At 61.4% G+C, this 16,965-nt stretch carries 30 protein-coding genes; 2 read left to right on the forward strand and 28 right to left on the reverse strand.

The window, feature by feature from the left end; translation table 11 throughout:
* On the forward strand, positions 1-954 hold a 954-nt coding region (locus B8784_RS19120), incomplete at its 5' end, for an acyl-CoA dehydrogenase family protein (RefSeq protein ID WP_084399640.1).
* A gap of 66 nt (positions 955-1,020) precedes the next feature.
* On the opposite strand, the gene rplQ is transcribed toward B8784_RS19120, so the two are convergent.
* From rplQ to rpsJ, 27 genes are all read right to left on the reverse strand, one after another.
* Complete coding sequence (gene rplQ, locus B8784_RS19125) at positions 1,021-1,443, reverse strand: 50S ribosomal protein L17 (protein WP_084399643.1); 423 nt, start codon at positions 1,441-1,443, stop codon at positions 1,021-1,023.
* Positions 1,444-1,479: 36 nt separating this feature from the next.
* Positions 1,480-2,499, reverse strand: coding sequence for a DNA-directed RNA polymerase subunit alpha (locus B8784_RS19130; protein WP_084399693.1), 1,020 nt, complete (start codon positions 2,497-2,499; stop codon positions 1,480-1,482).
* A gap of 65 nt (positions 2,500-2,564) precedes the next feature.
* On the reverse strand, positions 2,565-2,954 hold the full coding sequence (rpsK, locus tag B8784_RS19135) for a 30S ribosomal protein S11 (protein ID WP_084399644.1): 390 nt from the start codon (positions 2,952-2,954) through the stop codon (positions 2,565-2,567).
* Positions 2,955-2,966: 12 nt separating this feature from the next.
* Positions 2,967-3,335 carry a 30S ribosomal protein S13 gene (gene rpsM, locus B8784_RS19140; protein WP_084399646.1) on the reverse strand — a complete coding sequence of 123 codons (369 nt, stop codon included), beginning with the start codon at positions 3,333-3,335 and terminating at the stop codon, positions 2,967-2,969.
* 138 nt (positions 3,336-3,473) lie between these two features.
* Entirely contained in the window at positions 3,474-4,043 is a 570-nt protein-coding gene (locus tag B8784_RS19145) for an adenylate kinase (RefSeq protein ID WP_084399648.1), read from the reverse strand.
* Positions 4,040-5,404, reverse strand: coding sequence for a preprotein translocase subunit SecY (secY, locus tag B8784_RS19150; RefSeq protein WP_084399650.1), 1,365 nt, complete (start codon positions 5,402-5,404; stop codon positions 4,040-4,042). The genes B8784_RS19145 and secY overlap by 4 nt, the downstream gene beginning before the upstream one ends.
* A gap of 84 nt (positions 5,405-5,488) precedes the next feature.
* The gene (rplO, locus tag B8784_RS19155; protein WP_084399653.1) at positions 5,489-5,968 is read right to left on the reverse strand and encodes a 50S ribosomal protein L15; all 480 of its coding nucleotides are present in this window, start codon (positions 5,966-5,968) and stop codon (positions 5,489-5,491) included.
* 42 nt (positions 5,969-6,010) lie between these two features.
* Positions 6,011-6,205, reverse strand: coding sequence for a 50S ribosomal protein L30 (rpmD, locus tag B8784_RS19160; RefSeq protein WP_084399698.1), 195 nt, complete (start codon positions 6,203-6,205; stop codon positions 6,011-6,013).
* 21 nt (positions 6,206-6,226) lie between these two features.
* A complete protein-coding gene (gene rpsE, locus B8784_RS19165) occupies positions 6,227-6,817 on the reverse strand; it encodes a 30S ribosomal protein S5 (protein ID WP_084399655.1) in 591 nt (196 codons plus the stop codon).
* A 10-nt stretch (positions 6,818-6,827) separates the two neighbouring features.
* On the reverse strand, positions 6,828-7,190 hold the full coding sequence (gene rplR / locus B8784_RS19170) for a 50S ribosomal protein L18 (protein ID WP_084399657.1): 363 nt from the start codon (positions 7,188-7,190) through the stop codon (positions 6,828-6,830).
* Between the two features lie 5 nt (positions 7,191-7,195).
* Positions 7,196-7,807 (reverse strand): 50S ribosomal protein L6, encoded by a 612-nt coding sequence (rplF, locus tag B8784_RS19175; RefSeq protein WP_084399659.1) that lies wholly within the window; start codon positions 7,805-7,807, stop codon positions 7,196-7,198.
* A 17-nt stretch (positions 7,808-7,824) separates the two neighbouring features.
* A complete protein-coding gene (gene rpsH, locus B8784_RS19180) occupies positions 7,825-8,220 on the reverse strand; it encodes a 30S ribosomal protein S8 (RefSeq protein WP_084399662.1) in 396 nt (131 codons plus the stop codon).
* 15 nt (positions 8,221-8,235) lie between these two features.
* Positions 8,236-8,541 carry a 30S ribosomal protein S14 gene (gene rpsN / locus B8784_RS19185; protein WP_084399664.1) on the reverse strand — a complete coding sequence of 102 codons (306 nt, stop codon included), beginning with the start codon at positions 8,539-8,541 and terminating at the stop codon, positions 8,236-8,238.
* 19 nt (positions 8,542-8,560) lie between these two features.
* The gene (rplE, locus tag B8784_RS19190; RefSeq protein ID WP_084399665.1) at positions 8,561-9,115 is read right to left on the reverse strand and encodes a 50S ribosomal protein L5; all 555 of its coding nucleotides are present in this window, start codon (positions 9,113-9,115) and stop codon (positions 8,561-8,563) included.
* On the reverse strand, positions 9,108-9,425 hold the full coding sequence (gene rplX / locus B8784_RS19195; RefSeq protein ID WP_084399666.1) for a 50S ribosomal protein L24: 318 nt from the start codon (positions 9,423-9,425) through the stop codon (positions 9,108-9,110). The genes rplE and rplX overlap by 8 nt, the downstream gene beginning before the upstream one ends.
* 2 nt (positions 9,426-9,427) lie before the next feature.
* Positions 9,428-9,796, reverse strand: a complete 369-nt coding sequence (gene rplN, locus B8784_RS19200) for a 50S ribosomal protein L14 (RefSeq protein ID WP_084399668.1) — start codon at positions 9,794-9,796, stop codon at positions 9,428-9,430.
* Positions 9,793-10,038: a 30S ribosomal protein S17 gene (gene rpsQ, locus B8784_RS19205; protein ID WP_084399670.1), complete on the reverse strand. Its 246-nt coding sequence runs from the start codon at positions 10,036-10,038 to the stop codon at positions 9,793-9,795. The genes rplN and rpsQ overlap by 4 nt, the downstream gene beginning before the upstream one ends.
* Positions 10,039-10,048: 10 nt before the next feature.
* Positions 10,049-10,252, reverse strand: a complete 204-nt coding sequence (gene rpmC / locus B8784_RS19210) for a 50S ribosomal protein L29 (RefSeq protein ID WP_084399672.1) — start codon at positions 10,250-10,252, stop codon at positions 10,049-10,051.
* A 2-nt stretch (positions 10,253-10,254) separates the two neighbouring features.
* Positions 10,255-10,671 carry a 50S ribosomal protein L16 gene (rplP, locus tag B8784_RS19215; RefSeq protein WP_084399674.1) on the reverse strand — a complete coding sequence of 139 codons (417 nt, stop codon included), beginning with the start codon at positions 10,669-10,671 and terminating at the stop codon, positions 10,255-10,257.
* Between the two features lie 3 nt (positions 10,672-10,674).
* Positions 10,675-11,409, reverse strand: coding sequence for a 30S ribosomal protein S3 (gene rpsC / locus B8784_RS19220; RefSeq protein ID WP_084399676.1), 735 nt, complete (start codon positions 11,407-11,409; stop codon positions 10,675-10,677).
* Positions 11,409-11,798: a 50S ribosomal protein L22 gene (rplV, locus tag B8784_RS19225; RefSeq protein WP_084399678.1), complete on the reverse strand. Its 390-nt coding sequence runs from the start codon at positions 11,796-11,798 to the stop codon at positions 11,409-11,411. The genes rpsC and rplV overlap by 1 nt, the downstream gene beginning before the upstream one ends.
* Before the next feature lie 3 nt (positions 11,799-11,801).
* Positions 11,802-12,080 (reverse strand): 30S ribosomal protein S19, encoded by a 279-nt coding sequence (gene rpsS, locus B8784_RS19230; RefSeq protein ID WP_084399680.1) that lies wholly within the window; start codon positions 12,078-12,080, stop codon positions 11,802-11,804.
* Between the two features lie 12 nt (positions 12,081-12,092).
* Positions 12,093-12,923 carry a 50S ribosomal protein L2 gene (gene rplB / locus B8784_RS19235; RefSeq protein WP_084399682.1) on the reverse strand — a complete coding sequence of 277 codons (831 nt, stop codon included), beginning with the start codon at positions 12,921-12,923 and terminating at the stop codon, positions 12,093-12,095.
* A 9-nt stretch (positions 12,924-12,932) separates the two neighbouring features.
* Positions 12,933-13,232: a 50S ribosomal protein L23 gene (locus B8784_RS19240; protein WP_084399684.1), complete on the reverse strand. Its 300-nt coding sequence runs from the start codon at positions 13,230-13,232 to the stop codon at positions 12,933-12,935.
* Positions 13,233-13,235: 3 nt separating this feature from the next.
* Positions 13,236-13,880 carry a 50S ribosomal protein L4 gene (gene rplD / locus B8784_RS19245; RefSeq protein ID WP_084399686.1) on the reverse strand — a complete coding sequence of 215 codons (645 nt, stop codon included), beginning with the start codon at positions 13,878-13,880 and terminating at the stop codon, positions 13,236-13,238.
* Positions 13,880-14,677 (reverse strand): 50S ribosomal protein L3, encoded by a 798-nt coding sequence (rplC, locus tag B8784_RS19250; RefSeq protein ID WP_084399688.1) that lies wholly within the window; start codon positions 14,675-14,677, stop codon positions 13,880-13,882. Before rplC ends, rplD begins: the two co-directional genes overlap by 1 nt.
* A 1-nt stretch (position 14,678) precedes the next feature.
* A complete protein-coding gene (gene rpsJ, locus B8784_RS19255; RefSeq protein ID WP_084399690.1) occupies positions 14,679-14,999 on the reverse strand; it encodes a 30S ribosomal protein S10 in 321 nt (106 codons plus the stop codon).
* A gap of 286 nt (positions 15,000-15,285) precedes the next feature.
* Here rpsJ and B8784_RS19260 point away from each other — a divergent pair, with 286 nt between their 5' ends.
* Entirely contained in the window at positions 15,286-15,666 is a 381-nt protein-coding gene (locus B8784_RS19260) for a cytidine deaminase (protein ID WP_084399692.1), read from the forward strand.
* Between the two features lie 108 nt (positions 15,667-15,774).
* Here B8784_RS19260 and tuf read toward each other — a convergent pair whose 3' ends face one another.
* On the reverse strand, positions 15,775-16,965 hold the full coding sequence (gene tuf / locus B8784_RS19265; protein ID WP_084398400.1) for an elongation factor Tu: 1,191 nt from the start codon (positions 16,963-16,965) through the stop codon (positions 15,775-15,777).

Raw genomic sequence — 16,965 nt, forward strand, 5'->3', positions numbered from 1 at the left:
GCCGGCGCCCCGCCGCTCTCGCCCATGGGCATCGGCATGTGCGGCCCGGCCCTGATCGGGCATGGCTCGGACGAGCAGAAGGCGCATTACCTGCCACGTATCCTGTCGGGCGAAGACTTCTGGTGCCAGGGCTATTCCGAGCCGCATGCCGGCTCCGACCTCGCGGCCCTCACCATGTCGGCCGAAGACGATGGCGACGCCTTCATCTGCAATGGCTCGAAGATCTGGACGACGCACGCGCATGAAGCGAACATGATGTTCTGCCTGGTGCGCACCGACGCCTCCGGCAAGCCGCAACAGGGCATCACCTTCATCCTCATCGACATGACCGCGCCCGGCGTCACCGTCGATCCGATCATCATGCTGTCGGGCGAGCACATCCAGAATGCTGTCTTCTTCGACGATGTGCGCGTGCCGAAATCGAATGTCATCGGCGAGGTCGACAAGGGCTGGACGGTCGCGAAATACCTGCTCGAGTTCGAGCGCGGCGGCTCGTCCTATGGCCCGCGCCTGCTGCAGAGGCTGGCCGCCCTGCGGGGCACGGCCCGCGATCTGGGCGCCCTGGAGCCTGGTATCGAGGCCCGGCTGACCTCTGCCGAGATGCGCGCCAGCGCGCTCGAGGCCGCCGAGCTGATGATGATGTCGGAGCTGTCGAATGGCGGCACGCCGGGGCTGAAGGCCTCGATGATGAAGATCAAAGGCACCGAGCTTAGCCAGCATATCACCGAAATCGCGCTCGACATTGCCGGGCTCCATGTCGAGCCCTTCCAGCCCGAGCATACCGAAACCGGCGGCCCTGTGGTCACGCGTCATCCGACCAATCAGGGCCTGGTCGGCCCCGACAGCCTGGTGACCGTGGCCGCGAAATATCTCAATGACCGCGCCGGCTCCATCTATGCCGGCTCCAACGAGATCCAGCGCAACATCCTCGCAAAAGGCCAGCTCGGACTGTGAGACAAAAAGAAACCCTGTCAGCGCACTGACAGGGTTTCCTCGAAATCACTTCAATGAAAGCGCGGCCTATTCGTCCATGGCTTCCAGTTCGGCCTCGTGACGGGCACGGTCCTTGGCGCCCTTGGCCTCTTCGTCGCGGTCGACCAGCTCGATGACGGCCACAGCGGCATTGTCGCCGTGGCGATAGCCGGCCTTCAGAACGCGGCAGTACCCGCCATTGCGGTCCTTGTAGCGCTCTCCGATCACATCGAAGAGTTTCTGGACCGCTTCCTTGTCGCGGACCTGCGAGATGGCCCGGCGACGGGACGAAAGATCACCCTTTTTCGCCAGCGTCACCAGCTTGTCCATGATCGGCTTGAGCTCCTTCGCCTTGGGAAGGGTCGTGACGATCTGCTCATGCTCGATGAGCGAAGCGGCCATGTTGGCAAACATCGCCTTGCGGTGCGATGAGGTGCGGTTCAGCTTGCGATGTGCAATGGCGTGGGCCATGTCCTTGGTCTCCTGTGCGCCCTCCCGGGCGGACTTCTAGAGGTGGTCGTCGTATTTCTTGGCGAGTGCCTCGATGTCTTCCGGCGGCCAGTCCGGCACTTCCATGCCGAGGTGCAGCCCCATGCCAGCGAGCACTTCCTTGATCTCGTTCAGCGACTTGCGGCCGAAGTTCGGGGTGCGGAGCATTTCCGCTTCCGACTTCTGGATCAGGTCGCCGATATAAACAATGTTGTCGTTCTTCAGGCAGTTTGCCGAACGCACCGACAGCTCGAGCTCGTCGACCTTCTTGAGAAGGACCGGGTTGAAGCCGAGATCGGTTTCTTCGCTGGACGAAGACGCTTCGGTTTCCGGTTCGTCGAACGTGATGAAGAGCTGCAGCTGGTCCTGAAGAATGCGGGCCGCATAAGCCACGGCATCTTCCGGAGAGATTGACCCGTCGGTCTCGACCGTCAGCGCGAGCTTGTCATAGTCGAGCACCGTGCCTTCACGTGTGTCTTCGACCGTATAGCCAACGCGGCGGACCGGCGAATAGATCGCATCGACCGGAATGAAGCCGATCGGGGCATCTTCCGGGCGGCTCTGGTCGGCCGGGACATAGCCCTTGCCGGTCGCAACGGTGAATTCCATGCGCACCGAGGCGCCGTCATCCAGCGTGCAGAGCACGAGATCCGGGTTCAGGATCTTCACGTCGCCCGACGTTTCGATCTGGCCGGCTTTCACTTCGCCCTTGCCGTCAGCCTTTAGAATCATGCGCTTCGGCGTATCCGAAACCATCTCGATGGCGACCTGCTTCAGGTTCAGCACGATGGTGGTGACATCCTCGCGCACGCCCGGAATGGACGAGAACTCGTGAACGACGCCGTCGATCTGGACACCGGTAATGGCAGCGCCCTGGAGCGAGGAGAGCAGCACGCGGCGAAGCGCGTTGCCGAGAGTCGTACCAAAGCCACGCTCGAGCGGCTCGATGACGAGCTTCGCATGACGGCGCGGATCACGGCCCGCCTCGACCTTGGGACGGTTCGGGCGGATCAGTTCCTTCCAGTTACGATCATTCACGCTGGTCGCGGTATCGGCCATTCATGGCCTCCTTGGTCTGTTAAACGAATGACGCTGAAAACGGCCTAGACGCGGCGGCGTTTCGGCGGGCGGCATCCATTGTGCGGAATCGGGGTCGTGTCGCGGATGGACGTGATGGTCAGACCGGCGGCCTGCAGCGCACGCAGCGCACTTTCACGCCCGGAACCCGGGCCACGCACATTCACTTCGACGGTCTGAAGACCGTGTTCCTGGGCCTTCTTGGCAGCGTCCTCGGCAGCCACCTGAGCGGCATACGGGGTCGACTTGCGCGAGCCCTTGAAGCCCATGGCGCCGGCCGACGACCAGGAAATCGCATTGCCCTGCGCATCGGTGATGGTCACCATGGTGTTGTTGAAGCTCGACGTCACATGCACGACACCTGAGGAGATGTTCTTGCGGGCACGGCGGCGGACGCGGGTCGTATCACGAGCCATATCGGTCTGATCCTACTTCTTCTTGCCGGCGATCGGTTTCGCCGGACCCTTGCGGGTACGGGCATTGGTGTGGGTCCGTTGGCCACGGACCGGCAGGCGCTTGCGGTGACGCAGGCCACGATAGCAGCCAAGATCCATCAGGCGCTTGACGTTCATGGAGACTTCGCGGCGAAGGTCGCCCTCCACGACATAGTCGGAATCGATGGTCTCACGGATCTGGATCACTTCCGCATCGGTAAGGTCCGAGACGCGGCGCCCCGGTTCGATACCGATCCTTTCGGTGATTTCCCTGGCCTTGGACGGACCAATGCCGTGAATGTAACGAAGCGCGATTTCTACACGCTTGTTCGTCGGAATATTTACGCCTGCAATACGGGCCACGGGCCTGTCTCCTGAACTGCCGAAAGCGGGTCCGGCGCGAAACGAAAACCAACGCCTCGCGCGCGCGAACCCGACCTCTTAACGAAGTGCGTCGTTATAGACCTGCAAATCGCCGCGTCAACTAGTGAATTGCGGCTTTTATGCGGTCTGCTTCAGCGCCTCCTCGACGCCTTTGGTAACCTCTTCAATGCTCGCCATTCCGTCAACCTCACGGAGAATGCCGCGCTCGGCATAGAACGGAAGCAGCGGAGCGGTGTCCTGATTGTACTTGTCGAGCCGGGCGGCAAATGTCGCCGGATTGTCGTCCTTGCGGCCCTCTTCCTCGAAGCGCTTGGTCACGCGCTGCATGAGCTGGGTTTCGTCGACGACCAGGCGAATGACGCGATCCACCTGGGTGCCGCGCGACTCAAGCAGCTTGTCGAGCGCCTTGGCCTGGCCAACCGTGCGGGGAAACCCGTCATAGATGAAGCCCGGCGCGTTCTTGTGGGTCTCGAGCTGCTCGTCGATCAGGTCGATGACAATCTCGTCGGAAACCAGACCGCCCTCATCCATGATTTTCGCAACCCGATTGCCAAGCTCGGAACCCGATGCACGGGCTGCGCGAAGCATGTCACCCGTGGAAAGTTGCACATAGCCGTGCTCTTCGACCAGGCGCTTGGCCTGAGTGCCTTTGCCGGCCGCCGGTGGACCAAAAAGAATAAGGTTCATCGTCTGCGCTTGCCTCCGAGCCGAGATTTCTTGATCAGCCCCTCATATTGGTGCGCGATCAGCTGGGACTGGATCTGGGTCACTGTATCCATTGTGACGGATACAACGATAAGAAGCGATGTGCCACCGATGTAGAAAGGAATTTCCGGGACATAGCGCCTCAGCACTTCCGGCAGGAGACAGATGAAGACGAGGTAGACCGAACCGATCGTCGTCAGACGGGTCAGGACGTAATCGAGATAGGCGGCCGTGTTGCGCCCGGGACGAATGCCAGGGACAAAACCGCCATACTTTCTCAGATTGTCCGCCGTCTCCTCCGGATTGAACATGATGGAGGTGTAGAAGAAGCAGAAGAAGACCACGAGCGCGCCATAGGTCGCGATATAGGTCCAGCTGCCCGGCGAGAAGTGCAGCGCGAGCCATTGCAGGATGCCAGGCCCGGACTGGACCGCCGATTGCGGGTCCACCGTGCTGCCGCCAACCAGCCCGACAGCCGTCAGCGGAAGCATAAGGATCGCCGTCGCGAAGATCGGCGGGATAACGCCCGACGTGTTGATCTTCAGCGGCAGGAAGGAGGACTGGCCCTGCTGCATCTGATTGCCGACCTGGCGCTTGGGATACTGGATCAGGATGCGCCGTTGCGAGCGCTCCATGAACACAATGAACAGCACAAGCGATATGACCAGGAGCAGAATGGCCAGAACGAAGACGACATTGATGCCCTGCTCGCGGCTGCCCGAGAACAGGTTGAAGATCGCCTTCGGCATTTCCGCGATAATGCCCGCAAAGATGATGAGCGAGATGCCGTTCCCGATGCCGCGGGCCGTGATCTGTTCGCCCATCCACATCAGGAACATGGTGCCGCCGACAAAGGTCGTGACAGCCGTCATGACGAAGAACCAGGGCGCAATCCCGTCAAGCGCCACATTGGTCAGCCCCATCGAGATGCCAAAGCCCTGGAAGAAGGCAAAGCCCACCGTCAGATAGCGCGTATACTGGTTGATCTGTTTTCGCCCGGCTTCCCCTTCCTTCTTGAGCTTTTCAAGCGAGGGAACGGCACTCGTCATCATCTGGATGATGATCGAGGCCGTAATGTAGGGCATGACGTTCAGCGCGAAGACGCTCATGCGCTCGACGGCACCGCCTGCAAACATGTTGAGGCTGCCGAGCATGCCGCCCTGCTGCTGCTCGAAGAATTGGGCAAAGGCCGTTGCGTCGACGCCGGGGACGGGAATGAATGTCCCGAGGCGATAAAGAACAAGGATGAAGAGCGTGAAGAGAATTCGGGCCTGAAGATCCTTTGCCTTGGCAAAGGTGCCGAAATTCATGTTGCGCGCCATTTGTTCAGCGGCTGTGGCCAAGAGACCCTCCCCGGAAATGAAATCGCCGCCAACATTGGCGGCGAAAACCTGTTTGTGAAGGTATGTAGACGAAAAAGATGAGGCTTACTCTGCTTTTTCCGCAGTTGCCGCTCCGGTAACTGTGACTTTTCCGCCAGCCTTCTCGACAGCGTCGATAGCGGCCTTGCTGGCCCCGGTCACTGTGATCGTGGCCTTTTTCGGCGCCTCGCCCTTGGCGAGAAGACGGATGCCATCCTTGGCCCGGCGTACGACGCCCGAAGACACCAGGGTTTCCTCAGTGATGTCACCGGCCTTGAGCTGGCCAGCTTCGATCGCCTTGCTGATGCGGCCGAGATTGACCCAGGCATGGTTCTTCGAATTCAGCGCTTTGAAGCCACGCTTCGGCAGGCGCATATAGATCGGCATCTGGCCGCCTTCGAATCCGTTGAGTGCAACGCCCGAACGCGACTTCTGGCCTTTCACGCCACGCCCGCCAGTCTTGCCCTTGCCCGAGCCGACGCCGCGGCCGACGCGGTGGCGGTTATGGGTCGAGCCCGCATTGGGAGAGAGTTCGTTGAGTTTCATCGCTCTAATCCTGACTGGCGTACAAGGGGGCGCCCTATACGCCTACTCTTCTACGACTTCAATAAGGTGTGACACCTTCGCAATCATGCCGCGCACGGCCGGGGTGTCGTTCAATTCAGCTTCACGGCCGATCTTGTTCAGGCCGAGGCCGACCAGCGTCTGACGCTGGGCCGGCTTGCGGCGGATCGGGCTGCCGGTCTGACGCAGCTTGATCGTGTCTGATTTCTTCTTCGCCATCATCAGGTCCTTTCAATAAGGTCAGGCGGATTCGGAAATGCCGGTTTCGGACGCACCATCGGTGCGGCGGCCGACAATATCCTGAACCTTCAGGCCACGCTTGGAAGCAACCGACCGCGGGCTGGCCTGACCGACCAGCGCCTGGAAGGTTGCACGAACCATGTTGTACGGGTTCGACGAGCCGACCGACTTGGCGACGACGTCGTGAATGCCCAGCACTTCCATCACGGCGCGCATCGGACCACCGGCGATCACGCCGGTACCGGGAGGCGCTGCCCGCAGGACAACCTTGCCGGCGCCCCAGCGGCCCTTGCCGTCATGGTGCAGCGTACGGCCTTCGCGCAGCGGCACGCGGACCATGTTGCGCTTGGCGTCCTCGGTCGCCTTGCGGATCGCTTCCGGCACTTCGCGGGCCTTGCCCTTGCCAAAGCCGGCGCGGCCCTTCTGGTCACCAACCACGACGAGTGCGGCGAAACCGAAGTTCTTGCCGCCCTTCACGGTCTTGGCAACGCGATTGATGCCGACCAGCTTGTCGACGATCTCGCTTTGCTCTTCCTGGCGGTCGTTGCGCCCGCGTCCGCGGCCGCGACCTCTGCCCTGTTCGTCTGCCATAATCGGACTCCTAGAACTTCAGGCCGCCATCACGGGCGGCATCTGCCAGGGCTTTCACCCGGCCGTGGAACATGTAGCCACCGCGGTCGAAGACAACATCTTCGACACCGGCCTTCTTGGCGCGCTCGGCGATCAGTTCGCCGATTGTCTGCGCCGCTGCCGTATCGCTGGTGGACTTGAGCTTGCCGCGCAGGTCCTTTTCCAGCGTCGAGGCGGACGCCACCGTCAGACCCTTCTCATCATCGATGATCTGGGCCGAGATGTTCTTGTGCGAGCGCGCAACCGAAAGGCGCGGCTTGCCTTCGGCAACCTTGCGGAGCTTCGCGCGAACGCGCTGGGCGCGGCGGAGTGTCTTTTCGCGTGTCGTCTTCATGGCGATTACTTCTTCTTGCCTTCCTTGCGGCGGACATATTCGCCGGCATAGCGTACACCCTTGCCCTTGAAGGGCTCCGGCTTGCGGAACTGGCGGATCTCGGCGGCAGCCTGGCCAACGGCCTGCTTGTCAGCGCCCGACACCGTGATCTCGGTCGGCTTCGGCGTCTCGATCTTGATGCCTTGCGGCGCCTTGAAGATCACATCGTGCGAATAGCCGAGCGAAAGCTTCAGGTCGGTGCCCTGCATCTGCGCACGATAACCGACGCCGACAAGTTCCAGCGACCTGGAGAAGCCGGTGGAGGCGCCTTCGACAACGTTCGAAGCATTGGCCCGGGCCGTTCCCCACTGGGTGCGGACTCTCGGATCCAGGGCTTCGGCGAAGGTCATCTTCTTCTTGCCCTTCGCTTCGTTCGCCTTGATGCGCTCATTGGCTTCGTCGACATAATCCTTGCGCGGCATAATCGACAGTTCGCCCTCTTCAAGCGTGACCGTCATCAGTTCCGACACGGTGACGCCGAGTTCGCCTTTCGGGCCCTTGGCCTGAATGCGACCGCCATCGACCGTCACGGTTGTGCCGTTCGGGACCTGAATGGGGAGTTTTCCAATACGGGACATGTCAGTTCATCCTCGTCCTAGAATACCCGGCAGAGAATTTCGCCGCCCACATTCTCGTTCCTCGCAACCGCGTCGGAAATGACGCCCTTGGAGGTCGAGAGAATGGAGATGCCCAGCCCGTTACGGACCAGCGGCAGGTCATTCACTGACGAATAGACACGGCGGCCCGGTTTCGAGACCCGGCGGATCTCTGAAATGACCGGCGTACCGTCGAAATATTTCAGTTCGATCTCGACATTGCGATGACCGTCCTTCTCGATTTCCGTGTAGCCACGGATAAAGCCTTCACTCTGCAGCACGTCCAGAACACGCACGCGCAGCTTCGAGGACGGCGAAACGACCTTCGTCATGCCACGCATCTGCGCATTGCGGATACGGGTCAGGAGATCGCCAAGGGGATCGGAAATATTCATCTTGGTCCTCCTTTCCTACCAGCTTGACTTCACGAGGCCCGGCACCATGCCGAGGGACCCCAGTTGACGGAGCGCAATGCGCGACATCTTCATCTTGCGATAATAGCCACGCGGACGGCCGGTGACCTGGCAACGATTGCGGATGCGGCTCGGCGCGGAGTTGCGCGGAAGCTCGGCCAGCTTCAGGCGCGCATGGAAACGCTCCTCAAGCGGACGGTCCTCATCCATCGCCATTGCCTTCAGCTTCGCCCGGCGCGCGGCGTATTTCGCGACCATGCGGCGACGCTTTTCGTTCTTCTCAATTGCGCTTTTCTTAGCCATTCTGTTTCGTCCTCAAGCGCTAGTTCCTGAACGGGAAGCCACAGTGCGACAGCAGCGCCTTGGCCTCTTCGTTCGTTGTGGCCGTGGTGCAGACAATGATGTCCATACCGCGAATGTCTTCAATGTCGTCATAGTTGATTTCAGGGAAGACGATCTGCTCCTTCAGGCCCATGGCGTAGTTGCCACGGCCGTCGAAGCTCTTGCCATTGAGGCCCCGGAAGTCCTTCACACGCGGCAGCGCCATCGTGGTTAGACGGTCGAGGAACTCGTACATGCGGTCGCGGCGAAGCGTAACCTTGGCACCAATGACCATGCCTTCGCGTAGCTTGAAGCCGGCGATCGACTTGCGGGCCTTGGTCGGCACAGGCTTCTGGCCGGAGATCCGCTCGAGCTCGGCAAGCGCCGTCTTGATCTTCTTGGAGTCGGCGACAGCTTCGCCAACGCCCATGTTGATCACGACCTTGTCGAGTTTCGGGACCTGCATCTCGTTGGAGTAGCTGAACTGCTCCTGGAGCTTGGTCCGGATCTCTTCTTTGTACTTCGCCTTGAGGCGGGGTTCGTAATTCTCAGACATCGATCGACTCGCCAGAACGTTTGGCATAGCGCGTCTTGCGCCCATGCTCGTCTATCTTGAAACCGACACGGGTCGGCTTGCCATCACGCGGATCCATGATTGACACGTTGGAGACATGGATCGGCGCCTCGAACGTCTTGATGCCACCCGGGTCCATTTGACCAGGACGCTGGTGGCGCTTCACAACGTTCACGCCTTGCACGACGACACGGTTTTCCGCAGGGATTACCTTCAGGACTTCGCCCTTGGCACCCTTGTTGCGGCCGGCCGTGACGATCACGCGGTCACCTTTTTTCACCTTGGCAGCCATGGTTACAGCACCTCCGGAGCCAGTGAGACGATCTTCATGTGGTTCTTGGCGCGAAGCTCGCGCGGAACCGGGCCGAAGATCCGGGTCCCGATCGGCTCGCCCGCAGTGTTCACCAGCACGGCGGCATTGGTGTCAAAGCGGATGACCGACCCGTCGGGACGGTTGATATCTTTCGCGATGCGGACGACGACGGCGCGGCGCACGTCGCCTTTCTTCACGCGGCCGGTCGGAATGGCTTCCTTGACCGAGACCACGATAATGTCACCGACAGACGCGTAGCGCCGGCCTGCCCCGCCCAGAACCTTGATACACTGGACACGGCGCGCGCCGGAATTGTCGGCAACCCGCAGGTTTGATTGCATCTGGATCATGCGTCAGCTCCATCGCCCGGAACGATTTCCCAGGTTTTCAGCTTGGAGCGCGGCGAGCACTCCTGAATGGTGACACGTTGCCCTTCGACAGCCGAGTTGGCTTCATCATGGGCATGATACTTCTTCGAACGGCGCACGATCTTCTTCATGACAGGATGAAGGAAGGTGCGGTCGATACGGACCACAGCCGTCTTGTCCTGCTTGGTGGAAACCACGACGCCTTCCATTACGCGTTTGGGCATATCTCGTCTCCTACGCCTCGGCTTCCGTCTTGGCCTGTTCAGCCAGGAGCGTCTTGACGCGCGCAATATCGCGGCGGACTTCCTTGACCCGGGCCGTCTTCTCCAGCTGGCCGGTGGCCTGCTGGAAACGGAGGTTGAACTGTTCCTTCTTCAGCTGCTTGAGCTGGTCTTGCAGCTGGTCATTCGACTTCGAACGCAAATCAGCGATTTTCATGACTAGATCCCCTCAATGCGCTTGATGATCTTCGTCTTGATCGGGAGCTTGGCTGCGCCGAGACGCAGGGCTTCCAGGGCGACCTCATCGGAGACGCCGTCGATCTCGAACAGAATGCGGCCCGGCGCGACGCGGGCGACCCAACGGTCGACCGAGCCCTTGCCCTTACCCATACGAACCTCGATCGGCTTCGCAGACACCGGGGTGTCCGGGAAGACGCGGATCCAGACCTTGCCCTGACGCTTCATTTCGCGCGTCACGGCCCGGCGGGTCGCTTCGATCTGGCGCGCGGTGACGCGTTCCGGCTCGAGGGCCTTGAGACCATAGCTGCCGAAGGAAAGCGTGTAGCCGCCCTTGGCGTTGCCAGTGATCCGGCCCTTGAAGGCCTTGCGGTATTTGGTGCGTTTCGGCTGCAGCATCGGTTACGCTCCTGCGCCTTGCGGACCGGAAGCCGGGCCGCGCTGGTTGGTCGAACGGGCACGGGCCTGGCCGGAATCCTCGGCCTTGCGGTCCTGTGCCATCGGGTCATGCTCCATGATCTCGCCCTTGTAGATCCAGACCTTCACGCCAATGATGCCGTAGGTCGTCTCTGCTTCGGCGGTGCCATAGTCGATGTCGGCGCGCAGCGTGTGCAGCGGCACGGAGCCTTCGGCATACTGCTCGGTCCGGGCGATCTCGGCGCCACCCAGGCGGCCGGAAACCATCACGCGGACACCGAGTGCGCCAAGACGCATCGAGTTCTGGATCGCACGCTTCATGGCGCGGCGGAAAGACCCGCGACGCTCAAGCTGGCGGGCAATGTCCTCGGCGACGAGCGTGGAGTCGATTTCCGGCTTGCGGATCTCGACCAGGTTCACGCGAACCTCGTCTTCCGTCATCTTCGAGAGCTTCTTGCGAAGCACTTCGATGTCAGCGCCCTTCTTGCCGATCACCAGGCCCGGACGGGCGGTGTGGATCGTGACGATGCACTTCTTGTGCGGGCGCTCGATGACGATGCGCGAGATGCCTGCCTGCTTCAGCTGGTCCTTGATCGTCTTGCGGATCTTCAGGTCCTCGTGGACAAGACGGCCATAATCAGCCGTATCCGCATACCAGCGGCTGTCCCAGGTCCGGTTGATACCGAGACGCAGACCGACGGGATTGATCTTCTGGCCCATTATGCGGCCTCCGCTTCAACTGATGTGTCGCGCAGCACGATGGTGAGCTGCGAAAAGGGTTTCATGATGCGAGCGGCACGGCCACGGGCACGAGCGCGGATGCGCTTCATGACCAGGTTCTTGCCCACATGCGCTTCAGCGACGACCAGGCTGTCGATATCCAGCCCGTGATTGTTCTCGGCGTTCGACATGGCCGAATAGAGCGTCTTGTAGACGTCCTGAGCGGCACGCTTGCGCGAGAACTTCATCTCGTCCATCGCCTTCTGGACCGGCAGACCACGGATCTGCTGGGCGAGAAGGTTCAGCTTCTGCGGGCTGGAACGGTACATGCGCAGCACGGCGCGCGACTCGTTCGAAGCCTGCTTCGGAGGATTCTTTGCCTTACCCATGGCTTACTTCCTCTTCGCTTTCTTGTCTGCGCCGTGACCATAATAGGTCCGCGACGGCGCGAACTCGCCGAACTTGTGACCGACCATCTCCTCGGTGACGAGGACAGGGACGAACTTGTTGCCGTTGTGAACCTGGAAATTCAGGCCAACAAATTGCGGCATGATGGTCGACCGGCGCGACCATGTCTTGATCACTTCGCGGCGCTCGGACGCGTGCGCCTTCTCTGCCTTCTTGAGCAGATAGCCGTCGACGAAAGGACCTTTCCAAACGGAACGTGGCATCTTTATTCGCTCCTAGCGCTTCGAATTGCGGCGACGGATGATCAGGCGATCCGAAGCCTTCGTCTTGCGGGTTTTCGGGCCGCGGGTTTTCTTGCCCCACGGGGTCACCGGGTGGCGACCGCCCGAGGACTTGCCTTCACCACCACCATGCGGGTGATCGATCGGGTTCATGGCGACACCGCGAACCTTCGGACGCTTGCCGAGGTGACGGGCGCGGCCAGCCTTGGACAGCACCGTGTTCATATTGTCCGGGTTGGACACCGCACCGATGGCCGCCAGGCAGTTGTCCGGCACCATACGCAGCTCGCCCGAGGACAGCTTGACCTGCGCATAGCCGGCATCGCGGCCGACGATCTGCACATAGGTCCCGGCGGAGCGCGCGATCTGTGCGCCCTTCTGCGGCTTCATCTCGACATTGTGGACAATCGTGCCGACCGGAATGTTCTTCAGCGGCAGGACGTTGCCCGGCTTGATGTCAGCCGACGCGGACGTGATGACCGTATCACCAACCGCCATGCGTTGCGGCGCGATGATGTAAGCCAGCTCGCCATCCTCATACTTGATGAGCGCGATGAAAGCCGTGCGGTTCGGATCATATTCCAGACGCTCGACCGTTGCCGGGACGTCCCAGCGGTTCCGCTTGAAATCGATCCGGCGATAAAGCTTCTTCGTGCCGCCGCCGACGCCGCGAACCGTGACGCGGCCGCGATTGTTACGGCCACCGGACTTGGAAAGCCCTTCGGTAAGCGACTTGACCGGGCGACCCTTGTAGAGGTCCGACTTGTCGACGGTGACAAGCTGGCGCTGGCCGGGCGATGTCGGATTGTATGTCTTGAGTGCCATGATGCTCTCCTACAGTCCGGTCGTGATATCGACGGACTGGCCGTCTTTCAGGGTGACGATCGCCTTCTTGCGGTCCGAGCGGAAGCCGAGCTTGCCGCGGAAACGCTTCGTCTTGCCCTTGATCTTGATCGTGTTGACCTTGGTCACATCGACCTTGAACAGAGCTTCGACGGCCTCTTTGATCTCGGCCTTGTTGGCCGTGAGCGGGACCGAGAAGACAATCTTGTTTTCTTCCGAGAGCAGGGTCGACTTTTCAGTGATCACCGGCGCCAGAAGCGTGTCGTAATTATGTGCTTTCACGTCAGCCATGGCTTATTTCCCCTCCTTGGCCGTCGCGTCGAAACGCGCGCCAATGCCGTCCAGGGCGTCCTTGGTCACGACAAGCTGCTTGCGGCGCAGGATGTCATAGACGTTGAGACCGGCGACCGGCAGGACGTCGATGTTCGGAATGTTGCGAGCCGCCTTGGCGAAATTGGCGTCCACTTCCGGACCGCCAATGATCAGCGCATTCTCGACGCCCAGCGCCTTGAACTTTGCCGACAGCTCCTTGGTCTTGGCGGCATCGAGCTTCGCCTCGTCGAGAACGATCAGCGAGCCGTCCCTCACCTTGGCCGACAGCGCATGCGCCAAGGCCAGCTTGCGGACCTTCTTCGGCAGCTCATGGGCATGGCTGCGCACGCGCGGGCCGTGGGCCACAGCGCCACCAACAAAGATGTTGGCATTGCGCGAACCGTGACGGGCGCCGCCGGAGCCCTTCTGGCGGATATATTTCTTCGTCGTGACGGAGACTTCGCCGCGCTCCTGGGTCTTGTGTGTGCCAGCCTGGCGCTTGGCCAGCTGCCAGCGGACCGTGCGCTGCAGCAGATCGCCACGAATGTCTTCAAGGCCGAAGACAGCCGCATCGACCGTCGCCTTGCCGGCTGCCTTGCCGTCGAGTGTCTTGACTGCGAGTTCCATTATTCACCAGCCTCCGCATTCTCGGCATCAGCCTTTTGCTCAGAACCATTCTTGCCGCGGAACGAGCCCTCTGCCGGCGCATCGCCGTGCAGCGGCCTCTTCACCGCATCGCGGACTTCGACATAGGCGCCGTCATGGCCCGGGATCGCGCCCTTCACGAGGATCAGGCCGCGCTCAGCATCGGTGCGCACAACTTCCAGGTTCTGGACGGTGACGCGCTCGGTGCCATAATGGCCCGGCATCTTCTTGCCCTTGAACACCTTGCCCGGATCCTGGCACTGGCCGGTCGAACCGACAGCGCGGTGGGACACGGAAACACCGTGAGTGGCGCGAAGGCCGCCGAAGTTCCAGCGCTTCATGGCGCCGGAGAAACCGCGGCCCAGCGTAACGCCGGCAATATCGACGCGCTGACCAACGGCAAAGTGATCGGCAACCACTTCGGCGCCAATCTCAGGCATCGCTTCGCCCTTGATGCGGAATTCGGTCAGCTTGCGCTTGGGGGCGACGCCAGCCTTGGCAAAGGCTTCGCGCTGGGCCTTGGCGGTGCGCTTGGCTTTCGCCTCGCCCGCACCCATGACGACGGCCTTGTAGCCATCGTTACGCGTGACCTTGTTTGCTTCTTTCTTCTTGCCGCGATTGACGGTGACTTCGCGATCCTCTTCGGTGCGAAGGCCGACAACCTGGCATCCATCGAGCGACAGCACCGTCACGGGCACGTGACGGCCATCCTCGTTGAAGATGCGGGTCATGCCGAGCTTTTTGGCAATGACGCCGGTACGGTCTGCCGGAAGGGCCATTTTAGCGCGCTCCCTCAAGTTTGATTTCAATGCCGACACCGGCCGAGAGGTCGAGCTTCATCAGCGCGTCGACGGTCTGCGGGGTCGGATCCACGATGTCGAGGATACGCTTGTGCGTACGGATCTCGAACTGATCGCGGGACTTCTTGTCGATGTGCGGCGAGCGGTTGACGGTGAAGCGCTCGATACGGGTCGGCAGCGGGATCGGACCACGCACGTCGGCGCCGGTGCGCTTGGCGGTGGAAACGATTTCCTTCGCCGACAGGTCGAGGGCGCGGTGATCGAAGGCTTTCAACCTGATCCGGATATTTTGTTTGTCCATCGTACGGTATCCCGTCCACATGAAATGTCGCGCCAAGGCGCACGCATTGAAGCGCCCGGACGCAATCGGCTGAATTGTCTAGTTCGGTGGGAAGCGTTTGCCGATCAGAGGCACAGCCGACCCTTCGAAGGGCGCGGTTTATGGGATCCGCCTCACCTCGTCAACACCATATGACGAAATCTTTGCAGCCTCATGCAGTAGCCACCCCGCTTCCAGCATGGCCGCCGCCCGTTTCGGTGCTATGACAGGGGCCCGCGAGGATGTCCACAAGCAAGGATGACCCCCCATGAGCGACGATCTTCTCGAAGCCGCAAAGGCCGTGCGCCAGAATGCCCATGCGCCCTATTCCGGTTTCCGGGTCGGCGCCGCCATCCGGTCGGCCGCCGGCATCCATGTCGGCTGCAATGTCGAGAACGCCTCCTTTCCCGAAGGCATCTGCGCGGAAGGTGGCGCGATTACTTCCATGGTGGCCGCCGGCGACACGGCGATTCTCGAAGTTTTGGTCTATGCCGAAGCCGACTCGCCCGTTGCGCCCTGCGGCGGCTGCCGGCAGAAGCTCGCCGAGTTTGCCGGCCCGGATGTGAAGGTGAGCCTCGCCGGGCCGGAAGGGATTCGCACGGTGATGACCATGGGCGAACTCCTGCCCGCCAGCTTTTCCCTGAAATAAGCCAGGCCACGAAAAAGGGCCGCCCCTTTTGGGACGGCCCTTGATGCTTTGATCCCCGCTAGTGCGATGGATCGGGCTTGAGGGCGGGGTGCGCCCTCAGCGCCTGTCTTACTCTTTCACCGCCGAGACGACGCCGGCGCCGACGGTACGGCCGCCTTCGCGGATGGCGAAGCGCAGGCCCTGGTCCATCGCGATCGGCGTGATCAGCTCGACGTCCATTTTGACGTTGTCGCCCGGAAGAACCATTTCCTTGTCCGCCGGAAGCGTGACAACACCCGTCACGTCCGTCGTCCGGAAGTAGAATTGCGGACGATAGTTCGTGAAGAACGGCGTGTGACGGCCACCCTCTTCCTTCGTCAGGATGTAGGCCTCGGCCTCGAACTTCGCGTGCGGCGTGATCGAACCCGGCTTGCAGAGAACCTGGCCGCGCTCCACGCCTTCACGGTCGATGCCGCGGATCAGCGCGCCGATATTGTCGCCGGCCTGACCCTGGTCGAGCAGCTTGCGGAACATTTCCACGCCCGTCACCGTCGTCTTCTGCGTGTCGCGGATACCCACGATCTCGACTTCGTCACCAACCTTGATGATGCCCGTCTCGACGCGGCCCGTCACAACCGTCCCGCGGCCCGAAATGGAGAACACGTCTTCCACCGGCATCAGGAACGGCTTGTCCAGCGGACGCTCAGGGGTCGGGATGTACTCATCCACAGCCGCCATCAGCTCCAGGACCTTGTTCTTGCCGATCTCCTCGTCACGGCCTTCGACCGCCGCCAGCGCAGACCCGGCAATGATCGGGATCTCGTCGCCCGGGAAGTCGTACTCGTTGAGCAGCTCGCGGACTTCCATCTCGACCAGTTCCAGAAGCTCCGGATCGTCGACCTGGTCGACCTTGTTCAGGAACACCACGATCGCCGGAACGCCAACCTGGCGCGCCAGCAGAAGGTGCTCGCGCGTCTGCGGCATCGGGCCGTCAGCCGCGTTCACAACCAGGATCGCCCCATCCATCTGCGCGGCACCCGTGATCATGTTCTTCACATAGTCGGCGTGGCCCGGGCAGTCGACGTGCGCATAGTGGCGCGCTTCGGTCTCATACTCCACGTGCGCGGTGTTGATCGTGATCCCGCGTGCCTTCTCTTCCGGCGCGTTGTCGATGTCCTCATACGACTTCGACTCACCGCCCCAGCTCTCGTGAAGCACCAGCGTGATCGCCGCCGTCAGCGTCGTCTTGCCGTGGTCAACGTGTCCAATCGTACCAATGTTTACGTGCGGCTTGCTCCGCTCAAACTTTGCCTTGGCCAT

Origin of the sequence: Henriciella aquimarina (genome assembly GCF_002088975.1) — a bacterium.
In the GTDB taxonomy this organism is placed as follows: domain Bacteria; phylum Pseudomonadota; class Alphaproteobacteria; order Caulobacterales; family Hyphomonadaceae; genus Henriciella; species Henriciella aquimarina.

Coding starts and splice junctions, on each gene's coding strand:
- rplB (WP_084399682.1), bottom strand. CDS start 12,923: ATGGCACTCAAGACATACAATCCGACATCGCCCGGCCAGCGCCAGCTT.
- rplD (WP_084399686.1), bottom strand. CDS start 13,880: ATGGAACTCGCAGTCAAGACACTCGACGGCAAGGCAGCCGGCAAGGCG.
- rpsK (WP_084399644.1), bottom strand. CDS start 2,954: ATGGCTCGTGATACGACCCGCGTCCGCCGCCGTGCCCGCAAGAACATC.
- rpsE (WP_084399655.1), bottom strand. CDS start 6,817: ATGGCAGACGAACAGGGCAGAGGTCGCGGCCGCGGACGCGGGCGCAAC.
- rplR (WP_084399657.1), bottom strand. CDS start 7,190: ATGAAGACGACACGCGAAAAGACACTCCGCCGCGCCCAGCGCGTTCGC.
- tuf (WP_084398400.1), bottom strand. CDS start 16,965: ATGGCCAAGGCAAAGTTTGAGCGGAGCAAGCCGCACGTAAACATTGGT.
- rplN (WP_084399668.1), bottom strand. CDS start 9,796: ATGATCCAGATGCAATCAAACCTGCGGGTTGCCGACAATTCCGGCGCG.
- B8784_RS19145 (WP_084399648.1), bottom strand. CDS start 4,043: ATGAACCTTATTCTTTTTGGTCCACCGGCGGCCGGCAAAGGCACTCAG.
- rplO (WP_084399653.1), bottom strand. CDS start 5,968: ATGAAACTCAACGAACTCTCTCCCAATGCGGGCTCGACCCATAACCGC.
- rpsC (WP_084399676.1), bottom strand. CDS start 11,409: ATGGGCCAGAAGATCAATCCCGTCGGTCTGCGTCTCGGTATCAACCGG.
- rpsJ (WP_084399690.1), bottom strand. CDS start 14,999: ATGGACAAACAAAATATCCGGATCAGGTTGAAAGCCTTCGATCACCGC.
- rplC (WP_084399688.1), bottom strand. CDS start 14,677: ATGGCCCTTCCGGCAGACCGTACCGGCGTCATTGCCAAAAAGCTCGGC.
- B8784_RS19240 (WP_084399684.1), bottom strand. CDS start 13,232: ATGGCTGACGTGAAAGCACATAATTACGACACGCTTCTGGCGCCGGTG.
- rplF (WP_084399659.1), bottom strand. CDS start 7,807: ATGTCCCGTATTGGAAAACTCCCCATTCAGGTCCCGAACGGCACAACC.
- rplE (WP_084399665.1), bottom strand. CDS start 9,115: ATGTCTGAGAATTACGAACCCCGCCTCAAGGCGAAGTACAAAGAAGAG.
- rplV (WP_084399678.1), bottom strand. CDS start 11,798: ATGGGTAAGGCAAAGAATCCTCCGAAGCAGGCTTCGAACGAGTCGCGC.
- rplP (WP_084399674.1), bottom strand. CDS start 10,671: ATGCTGCAGCCGAAACGCACCAAATACCGCAAGGCCTTCAAGGGCCGG.
- rpsS (WP_084399680.1), bottom strand. CDS start 12,080: ATGCCACGTTCCGTTTGGAAAGGTCCTTTCGTCGACGGCTATCTGCTC.
- rpmD (WP_084399698.1), bottom strand. CDS start 6,205: ATGGCGAAGAAGAAATCAGACACGATCAAGCTGCGTCAGACCGGCAGC.
- rplQ (WP_084399643.1), bottom strand. CDS start 1,443: ATGGCCCACGCCATTGCACATCGCAAGCTGAACCGCACCTCATCGCAC.
- rpsQ (WP_084399670.1), bottom strand. CDS start 10,038: ATGCCCAAACGCGTAATGGAAGGCGTCGTGGTTTCCACCAAGCAGGAC.
- B8784_RS19260 (WP_084399692.1), top strand. CDS start 15,286: ATGAGCGACGATCTTCTCGAAGCCGCAAAGGCCGTGCGCCAGAATGCC.
- rpsH (WP_084399662.1), bottom strand. CDS start 8,220: ATGAATATTTCCGATCCCCTTGGCGATCTCCTGACCCGTATCCGCAAT.
- rplX (WP_084399666.1), bottom strand. CDS start 9,425: ATGGCTGCCAAGGTGAAAAAAGGTGACCGCGTGATCGTCACGGCCGGC.
- rpsN (WP_084399664.1), bottom strand. CDS start 8,541: ATGGCTAAGAAAAGCGCAATTGAGAAGAACGAAAAGCGTCGCCGCATG.
- rpmC (WP_084399672.1), bottom strand. CDS start 10,252: ATGAAAATCGCTGATTTGCGTTCGAAGTCGAATGACCAGCTGCAAGAC.